Genomic DNA, 13,229 nt, shown 5'->3' on the forward strand with positions numbered 1-13,229 from the left:
ACAAAGCTTTAAAAACTTCCGCTTTATCTTATAGTTAGAAGGATTCGATTAAATATGAAGCAGCCTATCGTGCAATTTCTCAGCTTGAGAACAATAGCTTCTTACATAATCCCAATTGTCGAGTATAGCGGGTAAGACTTCTCGGCTGTACTTAACCTGGTTCTTTTTGGGTTTTCCTTCTTTTCGGGCAATGACTTTAAACGGAGGTTTGGACAGAATATCGTCCGGCTTATGCACACATTCAATATATTTGCCGTCTCCATGATAGTTTCCGGCATGATCGAGGGCTGTTAAAGCCCAAGCTTCTGTATTGTCCGAAGGAATGCAGCATATGATTCGATCTCCAAAGTGATCAATGTCCAAACTGTTTCTGATTAAGTATTCAAGTTCTGCAACGGTAGATTCTGCTTCGGGGCAAGGCTTTGCGCAGTCTATATCAGGTTCTCTGGATACATCGGCGTCGAGCTGAATAATCAAAATATCGATCCGCAGAGACTGCAAAAATTCGTTCACACCCATGCTTGAAAGATCCGCAGAAAAACTTCTGCACCAGGACAAAACGCTTTTCCAACCGTTGCTATGCCTATCGGATGATTTTTGTCCCAAGCCTTCTGTTTCCGAAAGGTTTGGCTGGATAGGCAAAAAAATATGAGAGCCCGGAACAATCTTATTAACGATACCGGCAATCACTTGAAAATGTGTTGGGCCTTCTGATACTACACCAATCCTGTACGCATTCATAGATTGGGAACTCCTCCCAGCATTCCTGTCACCCACAACCTGGATAGACTGTTGTTCGTAGCGAGTAATTTTTCGTCTACAACGACTCTTTCAATTTGGGTATGTCCGTCTATGTCTCTATCAACCGTAAATAATCTGATTCGGTTATCGTTTAGATTCAAGCCATCCAGCACCAGCGGATTGTGAGTCGTAATAAAACACATTTTATTATTCTCGATAACTTGTTCGCAGAAAATTCGAGTTAAAGTTCTCGCTAACCGGGGATTCAACGCCTGATCGAAATTATCTATTGCAAACATTTTAGGTGTTTTACTGTGTAGAGCGAGAGTTAACATAAACAGAACATAAAGAGAACCTTCGCTTGCATCGTAAGGAGTCAACTCATTCCGTCCTTCTCGCATAAATCGGTCTGTAAAACGAACCGTTTTGGAAGCGATAGGTACATTCGGGGATACTGTATCTTTCGTCGCTTTTCCTATGGCAATATTTTGAGTCCACTGTAGTAGCTCCAAAAGATCGTCCAGATCCATATTGCCGAAACTTTCGTTTTCCAAATCCAATAGATCGTCGATGGCTTCCGGTAACCTGCCGCCCAACAAACCGACAGGATCTCTTTGAAAAGGATCGGTTTGAACGCCTCTTAGAGTAGTGGTGTTTGGCGTATAGATCGAATAGTCTTTAATCAACTGATATAAATCTTCTGCATAACCTGAAGCACCGGAGTTCCCTATTCCCTGAAGAAAGGAAAGGAGGCCCTTATAAGCATCTATTTTGATATCCGGGAAATTTTCCAGTTCATAACGGGTGGCTCTGGAACGACCGAAAATTTTTTTATTGTTTTTAGTCAGAAGCTCGGAATGATATTCCTATGCAGGTTTGGGGTCATCGATCGGATTGCTGAGGTTAACTTTATAATCCCAATTTTCGTTTTCTTTTTTCCAAGTTACATTAAATTCGATGGTTAAAGGAGTGCGTGAAGCGCTCTTAAAAGCGGATTTATACAGCGAAGGAGTTCCTAATCTTACGCCTTTTTGATTAAGAGCAGAATCATCTACTTTTTCTGAAATAGCAGAACTTAAAACGCCCAAAGCTTCTAAAAGAGCACTTTTGCCCGTTCCGTTTGCACCAATAAATACATTAATTGCACCAGGTTCGATGGTTATGTCGGAAAGAGTTTTGAAGTTTTTTATATTAAGTCTCATTTCCATTGATTGTTCACTCCAATTTGGATTGGCATTAAATTTTTAGCCCAGGCTTTAGAATCTTAAAATCATGAAATTTATGGCTGATATTTATGTACCAATTGTATCAAAGTCGCGACTATCGTGATAGTTAAGGATTTCTCTAATCCGAGAACAGGAGAGTATGCAAAAAAAGAAAGGCCACCAAAGGTGACCTTTCGCAATGATAGATCATTCGCCAAAATCGATAAAAAATTTTAGCCCAGCTCCACAACAACGTCGTGGCTGCTGCCCGCTTCGAATACCGGCAGCACGTTTCCTTCGACGGTTTTGCCGTCCACGGCGACGGACTTGACGCCTTTCGATACATGGTTCGGGTTCCGGATCTCGATCTTGTATTCCGCGCCGCGGAACGAGCGGACGATGCGGTAACCGTCCCAAGCCTGCGGGATACACGGATCGACGCGCAGGCCGTCGTAATCCGGCTGGATGCCGAGGATCGCCTGGGTGATCGCGACATAGTTCCAGGCCGCCGTGCCGGTCAGCCAGGAGTTCTTCGCTTCGCCTTCGCGCACGGCGTCGCGGCCGGCGATCATCTGCGAGTAGACGTAAGGCTCCATGCGGTGCACTTCGCTGATGTCTTCCAGGTAAGCCGGCGCGATCTTGCTGTACGTCTCGAACGCGCGGTCGCCGCGGCCGATGACGGTCTCGGCGATCGTGACCCACGGGTTGTTGTGGCAGAAGATGCCGGCGTTTTCTTTGTAGCCCGGCGGATAGGTCGAGATCTCGCCGAGGTTCAGGTAATACTTCGAATAAGCCGGCTGCTGGAGCATGATGCCGTAATCCGTTTCCAGCCGGTCGCGCACGGAGTTCAGCGCTTTCTCGGCCAGTCCTTCTTCGACGCCGATGCCGGCCATGACGCAGAAGCCCTGCGGCTCGATAAAGATCTGGCCTTCTTCGTTCTCGCGGCTGCCGATCTTCTCGCCGTGGTAATCGTAAGCGCGCAGGAACCAGTCGCCGTCGAAACCGTGCTCGATCGTGATCCTGCGCATGTTCTCGATCTCGCGTTCGGCGCGCGCGGCTTCGTCTTCCAGGCCGCGTCTGCGCGCAAGTTCCGCGTAGTCCGGTCCGGCAAATACGAACAATCCGGCGATAAACACGGATTCCGCCGTTTTGCCGTCCAGGTTGGTCGTCGTCTGGAACGATTCGCCCGGTTCGTTCGAGAAGCAGTTCAGGTTGAGGCAGTCGTTCCAGTCGGCGCGTCCGATCAGCGGCAGGCCGTGCGGTCCGAGATTGTTCGTCACATGGTCGAACGAGCGCTTGAGGTGCTCGAACAGCGTCGCGCTGCCCTGGCGTCCGCTGTCGAACGGCACGTCTTCGTCGAGAATGCCGTAATCGCCGGTTTCCTTGATATACGCGGCCGTGCCGGTAATCAGCCAGAGCGGATCGTCGTTGAAGCCGCTGCCGACTTCGTTGTTGCCCTGCTTGGTGAGCGGCTGGTACTGGTGATACGCGCCGCCGTCGTCGAACTGCGTGGACGCGATATCGATAATCCGTTCGCGGGCGCGGTCCGGAATCTGGTGCACGAAGCCGAGCAGATCCTGGTTGGAGTCGCGGAAGCCCATGCCCCGGCCGATGCCGGATTCGAAATACGACGCGGAGCGCGACATATTGAACGTGACCATGCACTGATACGGGTTCCAGATGTTGACCATCCGGCTGAGTTTGTCGTCGCTGCTTTGAATCGAATATTTGCCCAGCAGCCCGTCCCAGTAAGACGCCAGATCGGCCAGCGCCTGATCGACCTGTTCATCGGTATCGAACGCGGCGATCATGGCTTTGGCCGGCTTTTTGTTGATGACGTCGAGGCTTTCCCATTTCTCTTCCTGCGGGTTCTCGACGTAGCCGAGCATTAAGATGAGGGACTGTTCTTCGCCCGGAGCCAGCTCCAGCTGGATGCCGTGCGAAGCGATCGGCGACCAGCCGCTGGCGACGGAGTTGCCGGATTTGCCTTCGGACGCCACCTGCGGCGTATCGAGACCGTTGAACGCGCCGAGGAACGCATCGCGGTCGGTATCGAAGCCGTCGATCTTGCGGTTGACGGAATAATACGCGTAGTGGTTGCGGCGTTCGCGGTATTCGGTTTTATGATAAATGACGGAATCTTCGATTTCGACTTCGCCGATGCTCAGGTTGCGCTGGAAGTTGGTCATGTCGTCGTGCGCGTTCCAGAGACAGAATTCCAGGTACGAGAACAGCGAAACCCTTTTCGGAGAATCGCCGGTGTTGCCCACGGTCACGCGGTACACCTCGGCGTTGAATCCGAGCGGAACGAAAGCGAGCTGGTTGACCTTGATGCCGTTACGCTCGCCGGTGATCGACGTATAGCCGAGGCCGTGGCGGCATTCGTAAAAGTCGAGATCGCGCTTGACCGGCATCCAGCCCGGCGTCCAGTAATCTCCATCGTCATGTACATAGAAGTAACGGCCGCCGTTGTCGAGCGGAACGTTGTTGTACCGGTAGCGGGTCAGGCGTCTCAGCCGGGCGTCGCGGTAGAACGAATAGCCGCCCGCCGTGTTCGAGATCAGGCCGAAAAATTGCTCGTTGCCCAGATAGTTGATCCACGGATAAGGCGTTTTTGGCGTTTGGATGACGTACTCCTTGTTGGCGTCGTCGAAATAACCGAATTTCATCGTTTGAACTCCTTTCAAATATCGCGCAAATGATCGGAAACAAGTAGAGTATAATGGGGCTGTAAGCGGTTTACAATAGGTTGAAGGCAAATGACGCGAAATATTCGGAAATCGTTTTCGGAAAAATGAAAAAGCCGGTTAAAAAGGAATTTGAGAAAAGATAAGCAGGCGGATTTACATCGTTTCATCGGGCGTTACGGACTCCCAGTATGCGTTCGCGCTTACCGTCGCTCAGGATCAGGACCAGTTCGTCATCGTTAAATGAATAGCCGCGGAACGAATAGGAATTCGATTCTTCGTCCTGTTGTAGAGGAGCTTCGTTAAAAGAGCCGCCGGTCAAAGTGGAAGTATGCCTGTCGAGCCACATATCCTCAAGCGGAATCTCGATGGTGCGGCTGCCGTTGTCTCCATCCTCCACGGTAAGGCGGGCGCTTGAAGTCAGGTGAACGGCCTGCCTGGCATGATTGGTGATCGCGAACGAGCAGTTTCCTGAAACGGTTTCCGAGTTTTGACTGCCGCTCGATTTGATCGTGCATCCCGAGCGATCCGTATCGACGGCGACCGCATATACGCCCGGCGCAATCAGTGTCTGAAAACCGGTCAATATCGCGCCGCAGAGCATGGGAAGAATCCAAACCGCGACAAGACCGAACAAAATTCGGTGCCGCCGAAGCGAAGTCCAGTACAGATACAGCGTCCAAATAACGAGAGCGCAGAAGGTCAAACCCGCATGGTTGAAGTGTACGCTCCCGGGAAAAGAAACAGATAGCGGCAGCCGCATGGCGAGCAGCGCTTCTTCATACAGCGGACGGACGCCCGGATAGCGCAGTGACGACAGCATCAGTAAAAACGCCAGGATCACAGCCAGCCGGAATCGCTTTTTGTCGCGGACCCAGGGCGGCTTTGCGGCAGGACGCCGCCCGGCCGAAGGTATGGTTTGCATCGGGATTCACTCCTTTCAACGGGATCGAAAAGTCGCTGCGGCGATTCAGGCATCTTCTTGATTAACGATTCCCGTAAGCTTTTCGTTACGATAAAATGCCGATTCGGTTAATAGAGATTATAGCGGCGCGGCTTCCGCGCCGGGAAGACGAGAGAATATCGCCGGACTCCCGCAGAGACATACGGAGCACCGGCTGCAGAAATGGGGAATATGTCATGATCGTACGCGAAACCGACCAATCGTTTGTACTCGTCAAACAGCACGACCACGCCAAATTTTCGGGAGAAGCCGCCGAGCGTTTCGCGGATAAGTTCTATATGATGGAGCGTGTGGAGAAGTCGCCCGGCATGCCGGAAGTGACGAAGGACGCGATCGTGCTGGGCGTGACCGAGCACGATCGCGGCTGGATTCGGCCCGACGACACGGCGGTGTGGGACGACCACCTGCACGCGCCGTATTCGTTTAACGAGTATCCGATGCTGCCCAAAGTCACTTTTTATCAAATGGGCATCGACGAACTGGAAGAAAAACATCCTTACGCCGCGCTGCTGAGCAGCCTGTACTACAGCGTATTCGAAGATATACAAACCTCCGAGCGCGAGGACTGCGTGGCGTTCGTCCATCACGAAGAAGAGCGCCAGCAGCGCATTCGCTCGGCGTATACGGGCGTGCAGGAAGAAACGCTGCTGCTGCACCGCCAGGTGCTCCAGACGTGCGACGGATTGTCGCTGTACGTCTGCCTGAACGCGCCGGGCATCGGCAAGGAAGACGAGCATCCGTGGTTCAAAGACGGCGTGCCCGGCTCCGAGCCGTTCGGCGGAGGCGGCCTATTGCAGTTGAGCTGGCAGGACGATCGCACCGTCAAAGCCGACCCGTCGCCGTTCGACCGCGAATTCACCGCCACGCTGCGCGAGAAGCATGTGCCGAAAGACCGCATCCGCGAAGTCGGCGTCGCAAAGGCTTACGAGGAAGCGGAGTGGACGGAGCGGGAGATTACATTTGTATAATCCATAAAACAAAACGGACACCGGCATTCCCGGTGTCCGTTTTATCGTTCGCTTTTACTTAAACGTAATATACACCTGCGTGGTCGAACTGCGAATACCCGCCAGCGATTCGGCGTACTGGATGCCCAGGAAGTCCAGCTTCTTGTTCCAGGTTTCGCGTTCCGGATCGTCGTAAGCGTCGCCGTAGCGGTCGAGCACATAAGTCAGCGTATAGATGTCGATCAGCGCTTTGCCGTTCTGCATTTTCGCCCAGGTGGACGGCAGGACAACTTCTCCTTCTTTGGCCCGGATTTTTTCGCCCGAAAAATTCAGCACCGCCGACCTTCCGCCGTTGGCGACGGAAACCGTTTTGGCTGTGGCATCCCAGCGAATCGCGTCGACCTGGCCGGCAAAAATATCTTTGACCGGCACGAATCGGCCCTCGTAGGTCTGTCCGCTCTTGGCCTGCTCCGGCGTGAAATCGCCGCCCAGCCGGTGCAGCAGCACTTTCTCCGTTCCCGAGAACTGGGACTTCTCCGCCCGGGTCCGCAGCGAATCGGCGGCCTGCGCGCCCGACGTGTCGAAAGCGGTTAACGCAGGCGTTAGCAGAGCGCCCGCCAGAAGTATTTTACCGATTGAAATTCGCATCGAAACAATCTCCTTTCCAAAGTCCGGTAGTCTTATCTGGATGAACGAAAGTCCGGCCGGAAAAGTTACGGGTTCAGCTGGAAATCTTCGCCGCCGTCTGTTCGCCGGAGCCGTCGTCTGCCGGTTCCTTCGCCTCCGCTTCGACCCCGTACAGCGCCAGCGCTTTCCGCGTCGTTTCCCGCATCCGCCATTTCAAATACTCGCCTTCGACGACGCGGACCCTTTTGCCCAGAAAACGCAGCTTGGTCAGCACAAACTGGCTTTCGCTGCCCGAGAAGTTCAGGTGAATCCGGTAGGTCTGGTCGTTCTCGTCGAACTCGACCCGTTTGTCGAAGCAGGAAAAAGCATGCAGAATCCGCGTCAGCTCGGCGTTGTAGATACGGAGCACTTCGACGGTCGCTTCGTAGCGCGGAGGCTCGGACAGCTTCTGCGCGCGCGCCGACATCTCTTCGTAGCGCGAACGCGACATGCGCGTCTCCTCGACGGACACGATATGCGCAAGGCGCGTATGCATCGGCGAACGGGTGCGCGAATTGTACCAGTGCAGATACCATTCCCGCTTGACCATCGAATACTCCAATTTGCACGGCAGGCCCGGCTGCGGATCGTTCAGTTTGCCTTTCTTGGTCGTGCACCGGATCGTCATGCCCTGCCGATGGCGCAAAATGCGGCGGATCGGGTCGAGCAGCGGATGGACGGTCTGGACTTCGCGGCTGCCCGCTTTTTCGATCAATCCGCCCGTCAGGTCCGGCAGTTCGTCGTCCAGCGTGCATTCCCGCAGCTTCGCGATCGTGCGCGGTTCCAGCGCTTCGAGCGCGGCGGGATGCTCCAGCATCGATTTGAGCCAGGAGCGTTCCTGCGACGTGAGCGTATATACGCCCGTTTCTTCAAGCTGCGAAGACAGCTGGTAGCTGAAAATTTTTTCAAATGGATGCGTCATAATAGTCCCCGATCTCCTTCCATTCGTCGATAAACGATTGTCTCAGCGCCGCCGGCTCCAGTACTTCGCAGCTCGAACCGAAGCCGCGCAGCCACGGCCGGATTTCCGTTACGCCGTTCACCCGGATTTCGTACACGAACGATTCTTCATCCGCCTCGACGATCTCGCCCCACTGGCCCTGGAGCCGCACTCTTTCCTCGATAAAGTCGGCCTGTTCGCGTCCCGGACGGTAGAATCTGGCCCGTACCGTCACCGTTTCGCCGGTATCGATCAGCCAGCTGCAGCGCATGCGTTCGTCGAGTTCGGCTGTTTTTTGCGTAAAATACGGCTCCGGCACTTCCTGTTCCTCCGCGATGTCGATCATGCCTTCCATGCGGAACTTGACGATTCGCCCTTTCGAAGCCGAGCCGATCATATACCATCTGCCGTACTGATGGTCGTAAACGACTTTGAGCGGAAGCGTGCTTTCGCGCCGGATTTCGTTTTCTCGTCCGAACAGCGGATTGGTGTCTTTGGCGGCGTAGCTTTTCCGGTTCTTGGGCGAAAAATATTGAAACGAAATACGCTTGCGCAGCCGGATCATTTGCAGCACGGTATACAGATGCGCTTCGTCCAGAATGCGCGCGTCGTAGTGATATTTATACGAAAAAGGTTCCAGCAGCCCGTCGTTCCAATCGTCCTCGGGTACGGCGGATTTGAGCGCTTTCTTGAGATTGTCGCGCAGCAGATAGCCCTGGACCGACGGAATCTGCGTGTTCGCCATGATGTCCACAAACTCGTACAGATCGATCAGTTCTTTCTGCGACAGGCAGTCGGTCAGGTCGTTGTTCAGCACGTAGCGGAACGGCCGCCCGCCCGGCTGCCGCCGCACGACGCCGATCTCTTCGAGGTAGCGCAGGTCGGAGCGGATCGTTTTCTCGTCCGGCATGGCCGCTTCGGCCGGAAGCTGCTGACAGCAGGCGTCCAGCAGCTCGGCGGCGGTCAGCGGCTGCTGCTTGAGCGAAGCCAGGATCAGCGGCAGGCGGCGGCTTTCGGATTCTTTCATCGATTTGGCCCGGTACAGGAACAGCAGCACCGGTTCGGCCGAATCGGCGTAGCCGTAGCGGAACAGGTCCGCGAAGTCCGCGTCCCCGCTGATCTCGCGCAGGCGGCGCACCGTCTTGTCGAAAGTATGTACCGAGATGCCGAGGCGTCCCGCAAACTGCTGCCGGTCGTAGCCCCCGCCGGTCAGCGCCAGCAGGCGCAGGAACTGGATTTCTTTATCGAAACTTTCTTTGGCCATGGGAGTTGCCTCGCTTTCTCGCGTCTCGTTCTCTGTACGTCCTATTGTAGAGAATATGAGATGATTTGTAAAAATCCGGGTGATGCGTGTACGGACATCTTAGCGGAAAGGAGGCGGGGACGGACAGGGCGAAAGTATGGCGAACGGCGTATCGCCTGATATACTTTGCGCCGTGGCGAAAGTATGGCGAACGGCGGTGAAAAGATCGCCCGGTATGCTTTGCGCCGCGGCGAAAGCGATGGCTCCGGCGGGAGCGCATCGCGGCGCTCGTGCGAAGGCCGGTGAAGGCGCGCCATTCGCTGAATAAACTGCAAGAATCCATCTTATTTTCAGATCCAGGCTCGAATTTAACCGATAACGTGCAAAAATCCACTCCAATTGCGGAAAAGCGAGCCGTGCGGCGGTGAATGGAAAAATAAAGTGGATTTCTGCACTCGATTCGTCCGTTAAAGAGATTTGGGGAGGAATAAAGTGGATTTTTGCATCCCCTAGCGATGCAGCGATTTCGGGATATACCTGGATATGCCGGGATAGATGCCGGAAAGCGTGCTTGGCGATCGGGGGGCGGGGCGAGGCCGTGCTATCAGATAAGGGATAAGCCGCCGGTTCGATCGGCGGCGGCGCGGGTCAGACCCGTATTCCGCGCTTCTCCCAAAAGCGCGCGATTGCCTCCGGATCGCCCTCTGCCTCGGCCAGCGCCACATATCCGTCCGGGCGGACCAGGTAAGTTGTCTTTCCGGCCGTCCTCGCCCTGCACCCACGGCAGCCGGTCGCCGCCGTGCACGCAGCCCGCTCGATCCCCGGCGAGCGGACCGCCGCGACAATTCAGCGCGAGCTGCGAGACGATGCGAAATTAAACGGCACGCGCCCGCGCCGGCGGCCGTTGGCCCGGAAATTGAAACCCGGCGCCGCAGATTAAGACTTCCGTATCGCGAGCGGGTGGGTTCATATCGGAATCTCCTTTGTACCGCCAAAGTTTGCGCAAATGCTATTGCAGACCCATTTCCAGCTCGCCGACCTCTTTCCAGGCGATCGCATCCTCGCTTAACAATCCGTAAACCCCGGCTTTGTCCGTTTGATCGGAAGCATAGACGTTGACCCGGTTTCCCGCCGTATCGATCCCCACCGCTTCGATCTTCAGCTCTCCCGCTTTGGCGGCGAGCTTGTCCTTGAACGACATCAGCTGCCGGGCGGAATACTTGACCCGTTCGATCTTCAACTCGTCGGGGTAGCGGCTTCGTTCCCGGATGCGCTTCTCCATATCGTCCGATACGGAAGTGAATTGAATAATGCTGCTGCCCTCGGGGTCCGTATAAGCGGCAACGTAATGGTCTTTGTAGTTTTTTTGAGCGAACATCGCCAACTGCGCCCGGTCGTCCTTTTTCCGCATCCGCTCCGTTTCTTCGGCTGTCGGTTCTGTTGCCGGTTCTATAGAAGAAGTCTTTGCCGGGGCAGAACCCGGATCGACCGGAATCGCCGTATCCTGCGCCGCGCTTCGATTCTGCCGAGGATCGCCGCTGTCGTCGTTCGAACCGCAGCCGTCAAGAATCAGCACAGCGGCCAGCAGGCCCGGTACAAGCAAACTTTTCTTCATCATATCCCGCACACCTCCCTTTCTATATTATCTACCCGCCCGCATGCCTATGAAAAAAGCCGCGCAAAGGATTTTGCATCGTCTTTCTTGTTTGCCATACTGTTACCCTGTTGGCTTCGTCCGCATCGTGCGAAGATAACTCCAGGCAGACGAGAAGGGCGAGGCCGGCAGGCCGGACCCGCGATCGTAATTGTCCGAGGCGCCGGTGACTTGTCTCAATCCAATGAACGGTTACGCCCGTCTGATTCGCACGAGAACCATGCGCGATTCAGACGGGCGAAATCCAACAGCTGATTGAGACAAGTCACTAAGCTCAGCGGACAGAGCGGCAAATTTTCCTTTCCACCTTTTTCCTCGTAACAAGCCTGCATCAAACGGACACCAGCGCCCGGCGAGGCGCTGAAGAGGGATACTTCGACTCTTTCGGAAAAGAAACGGCAGCAGACGGGTTCGAGCCCCGTCGACACCTTCTTCACCTTTTCCTCGCCGGCATCCGTGCCCGATATTCCATGCCGTTTAGAGACGGAGCGCTTAACGTTCAACGGCTTAAACATTCCGTCTGTGAGCGGCATAAATACGAATTACCATCATATAAAAGGAGGCCGCCAACATGAGCCGAGCCGTACAGCATTTTACCGAACCGTTATATACGCAGGGAAACTACCCCGCCTACAATCGCAGCATCGAAGAAGAGTATCTGCAAATGCTGCTGACGAACACGCTCGGCCGTACTTTTTACGCCGGAGCGAACGAACTGCTGGCGCAGGCGGCCGAAAGTCACGAAACGATGGCCGAACTGAATCCGGAATTCATGGCGAAAGCGCTGGTCTTTGCCCGGCGGCAGGGCTTTATGCGGCTGCAGCCGGTTTACGGCCTCGCGGTCCTGTCGAAAGCCCGCCCGGACCTGTTTGTCAAAGTGTTCAAGCACGTCGTCCTCATTCCGCCCGACCTGACCGATTTCCTGACGATTCTCAAGGGCATGGGCCGCGGCCAGGGAGGCCGGGCGGTCAAGCGCCAGGTCGCAAGCTTCCTGCAAGAAGCTTCCGAATACTGGGCGATCAAGTACGGCGGCCGCGGACGGGGCTACAATCTCGGCGACGCGATCGCCACGGCGCACCCGGTTCCGGCGGACGAACGACAGCAGGCGCTGTTTCGCTATCTGCGCGGACATGAGACGACGCTGGCCGGCCTGCCGCAGATCGCGGCCGTCGAACAGCTCAAGCGGGCCGGCAAAGACAAAGAAAGAATCCGCCTGATCCGTGAAGGCAAGCTGCCGTACGAGACGGTGACGGGCGCGGTAACGGCCAACAAAAAGATCTGGGAAGCGCTGCTGCGCCAGATGCCGATGTTTGCGCTGCTGCGCCACCTGAACACATTCGAACGCGAAGGCCTGCTGGAGCATCCGCAGCATCTGCGCTATGTGACCGAGCGGCTGACGGACGCCGAAGCGCTGCGCAAATCGAAGATTCTGCCGATGCGGTTTGCGACGGCGTACGATCAAGTGAAGCGTTCGGCGTTGAAGGAAGCACTGGCCGAAGCCGTCGACCTGACGTTCGCCAGTCTGCCGGAACTGCCGGGCCGCACCGCGATCCTGCTCGATATTTCCGGTTCGATGGAAGGACAGTATTTGCGGACGGGTTCGGTATTCGCGCTCGCCTTGTACAAGAAAACCGGCGGGAATTCCATATTCCTGACGTTCGATCACGAAGTGCACGATCCCAAACCGTCGCGGACCGCGGGCATCATGAGCCAGGCGGCGCGGATCAAAGCCAAAGGCGGAACCGATACCGGACTGCCGGTACGTTATTTGACCGATCTGCGCGAGAACGTCGATCACATCATTATGATTACGGACGAGCAGCAGAACGCGGGCAGTCCTTTTTACAAGGAGCTTCAGCGCTACCGGGCCAAGATCAATCGTGACGCCAAAGCGTTTATCGTCGATCTGGCTCCGTACCGCAGCGCGATGGTCCCGCAAGAAGACGCGAATACGCATTACATTTACGGCTGGAGCGATCAGGTTCTGTCGTACATCTCGGCGGCCGCGCGCGGATTCGATTCGATGAGCGCGCATGTGGCGAGAATGGATCTGGATCGGCCGGATACCGGAAAAACCGATGGAAAAGACGCTCAAGGGTAATAGAACACAGAGTGAATATTGCGGCGGCCGGCGGGAAGTTTGCGCGCCGGACGCTTTTGATACGGAAAGGATTGAATCCAT

11 protein-coding genes are annotated in these 13,229 nt (G+C 55.2%); 2 read left to right on the plus strand and 9 right to left on the minus strand.

What is annotated here, in order from left to right; genetic code table 11:
* Positions 1 to 48: 48 nt before the first annotated feature.
* From QWJ34_RS00960 to QWJ34_RS00980, 5 genes are all read right to left on the minus strand, one after another.
* Positions 49 to 741, minus strand: a complete 693-nt coding sequence (locus QWJ34_RS00960) for a hypothetical protein (RefSeq protein ID WP_302725176.1) — start codon at positions 739 to 741, stop codon at positions 49 to 51.
* Positions 738 to 1,427, minus strand: coding sequence for an AAA family ATPase (locus tag QWJ34_RS00965; RefSeq protein ID WP_302725177.1), 690 nt, complete (start codon positions 1,425 to 1,427; stop codon positions 738 to 740). Before QWJ34_RS00965 ends, QWJ34_RS00960 begins: the two co-directional genes overlap by 4 nt.
* A gap of 180 nt (positions 1,428 to 1,607) precedes the next feature.
* Positions 1,608 to 1,949, minus strand: a complete 342-nt coding sequence (locus QWJ34_RS00970; RefSeq protein WP_302725178.1) for an AAA family ATPase — start codon at positions 1,947 to 1,949, stop codon at positions 1,608 to 1,610.
* Between the two features lie 230 nt (positions 1,950 to 2,179).
* A complete protein-coding gene (locus tag QWJ34_RS00975) occupies positions 2,180 to 4,615 on the minus strand; it encodes a glycoside hydrolase family 94 protein (protein ID WP_302725179.1) in 2,436 nt (811 codons plus the stop codon).
* A 184-nt stretch (positions 4,616 to 4,799) separates the two neighbouring features.
* Positions 4,800 to 5,558, minus strand: coding sequence for a hypothetical protein (locus tag QWJ34_RS00980; protein ID WP_302725180.1), 759 nt, complete (start codon positions 5,556 to 5,558; stop codon positions 4,800 to 4,802).
* Between the two features lie 215 nt (positions 5,559 to 5,773).
* On the opposite strand from QWJ34_RS00980, the gene QWJ34_RS00985 reads away from it, so the two are divergent.
* Positions 5,774 to 6,565, plus strand: a complete 792-nt coding sequence (locus QWJ34_RS00985; RefSeq protein ID WP_302725181.1) for a DUF3891 family protein — start codon at positions 5,774 to 5,776, stop codon at positions 6,563 to 6,565.
* Between the two features lie 54 nt (positions 6,566 to 6,619).
* On the opposite strand, the gene QWJ34_RS00990 is transcribed toward QWJ34_RS00985, so the two are convergent.
* The 4 genes from QWJ34_RS00990 to QWJ34_RS01005 all read right to left on the minus strand — a co-directional run bounded on the left by QWJ34_RS00990 (position 6,620) and on the right by QWJ34_RS01005 (position 11,011).
* Complete coding sequence (locus QWJ34_RS00990) at positions 6,620 to 7,192, minus strand: hypothetical protein (protein ID WP_302725182.1); 573 nt, start codon at positions 7,190 to 7,192, stop codon at positions 6,620 to 6,622.
* A gap of 73 nt (positions 7,193 to 7,265) precedes the next feature.
* The gene (locus QWJ34_RS00995) at positions 7,266 to 8,132 is read right to left on the minus strand and encodes a WYL domain-containing protein (RefSeq protein ID WP_302725183.1); all 867 of its coding nucleotides are present in this window, start codon (positions 8,130 to 8,132) and stop codon (positions 7,266 to 7,268) included.
* A complete protein-coding gene (locus tag QWJ34_RS01000) occupies positions 8,116 to 9,414 on the minus strand; it encodes a helix-turn-helix transcriptional regulator (RefSeq protein WP_302725184.1) in 1,299 nt (432 codons plus the stop codon). Before QWJ34_RS01000 ends, QWJ34_RS00995 begins: the two co-directional genes overlap by 17 nt.
* A gap of 988 nt (positions 9,415 to 10,402) precedes the next feature.
* Entirely contained in the window at positions 10,403 to 11,011 is a 609-nt protein-coding gene (locus QWJ34_RS01005) for a hypothetical protein (protein ID WP_302725185.1), read from the minus strand.
* 607 nt (positions 11,012 to 11,618) lie between these two features.
* On the opposite strand from QWJ34_RS01005, the gene QWJ34_RS01010 reads away from it, so the two are divergent.
* Positions 11,619 to 13,148, plus strand: coding sequence for a TROVE domain-containing protein (locus QWJ34_RS01010; RefSeq protein WP_302725186.1), 1,530 nt, complete (start codon positions 11,619 to 11,621; stop codon positions 13,146 to 13,148).
* Positions 13,149 to 13,229 lie beyond the last annotated feature (81 nt).

The organism is Saccharibacillus sp. CPCC 101409, from assembly GCF_030518235.1.
Classification (GTDB): domain Bacteria; phylum Bacillota; class Bacilli; order Paenibacillales; family Paenibacillaceae; genus Saccharibacillus.

Excerpts from the sequence above, each read along its gene's own strand:
- QWJ34_RS00960 (WP_302725176.1), bottom strand. The coding sequence starts at position 741 with ATGAATGCGTACAGGATTGGTGTAGTATCAGAAGGCCCAACACATTTT.
- QWJ34_RS00970 (WP_302725178.1), bottom strand. The coding sequence starts at position 1,949 with ATGGAAATGAGACTTAATATAAAAAACTTCAAAACTCTTTCCGACATA.
- QWJ34_RS00975 (WP_302725179.1), bottom strand. The coding sequence starts at position 4,615 with ATGAAATTCGGTTATTTCGACGACGCCAACAAGGAGTACGTCATCCAA.
- QWJ34_RS00980 (WP_302725180.1), bottom strand. The coding sequence starts at position 5,558 with ATGCAAACCATACCTTCGGCCGGGCGGCGTCCTGCCGCAAAGCCGCCC.
- QWJ34_RS00985 (WP_302725181.1), top strand. The coding sequence starts at position 5,774 with ATGATCGTACGCGAAACCGACCAATCGTTTGTACTCGTCAAACAGCAC.
- QWJ34_RS00990 (WP_302725182.1), bottom strand. The coding sequence starts at position 7,192 with ATGCGAATTTCAATCGGTAAAATACTTCTGGCGGGCGCTCTGCTAACG.
- QWJ34_RS00995 (WP_302725183.1), bottom strand. The coding sequence starts at position 8,132 with ATGACGCATCCATTTGAAAAAATTTTCAGCTACCAGCTGTCTTCGCAG.
- QWJ34_RS01000 (WP_302725184.1), bottom strand. The coding sequence starts at position 9,414 with ATGGCCAAAGAAAGTTTCGATAAAGAAATCCAGTTCCTGCGCCTGCTG.
- QWJ34_RS01005 (WP_302725185.1), bottom strand. The coding sequence starts at position 11,011 with ATGATGAAGAAAAGTTTGCTTGTACCGGGCCTGCTGGCCGCTGTGCTG.
- QWJ34_RS01010 (WP_302725186.1), top strand. The coding sequence starts at position 11,619 with ATGAGCCGAGCCGTACAGCATTTTACCGAACCGTTATATACGCAGGGA.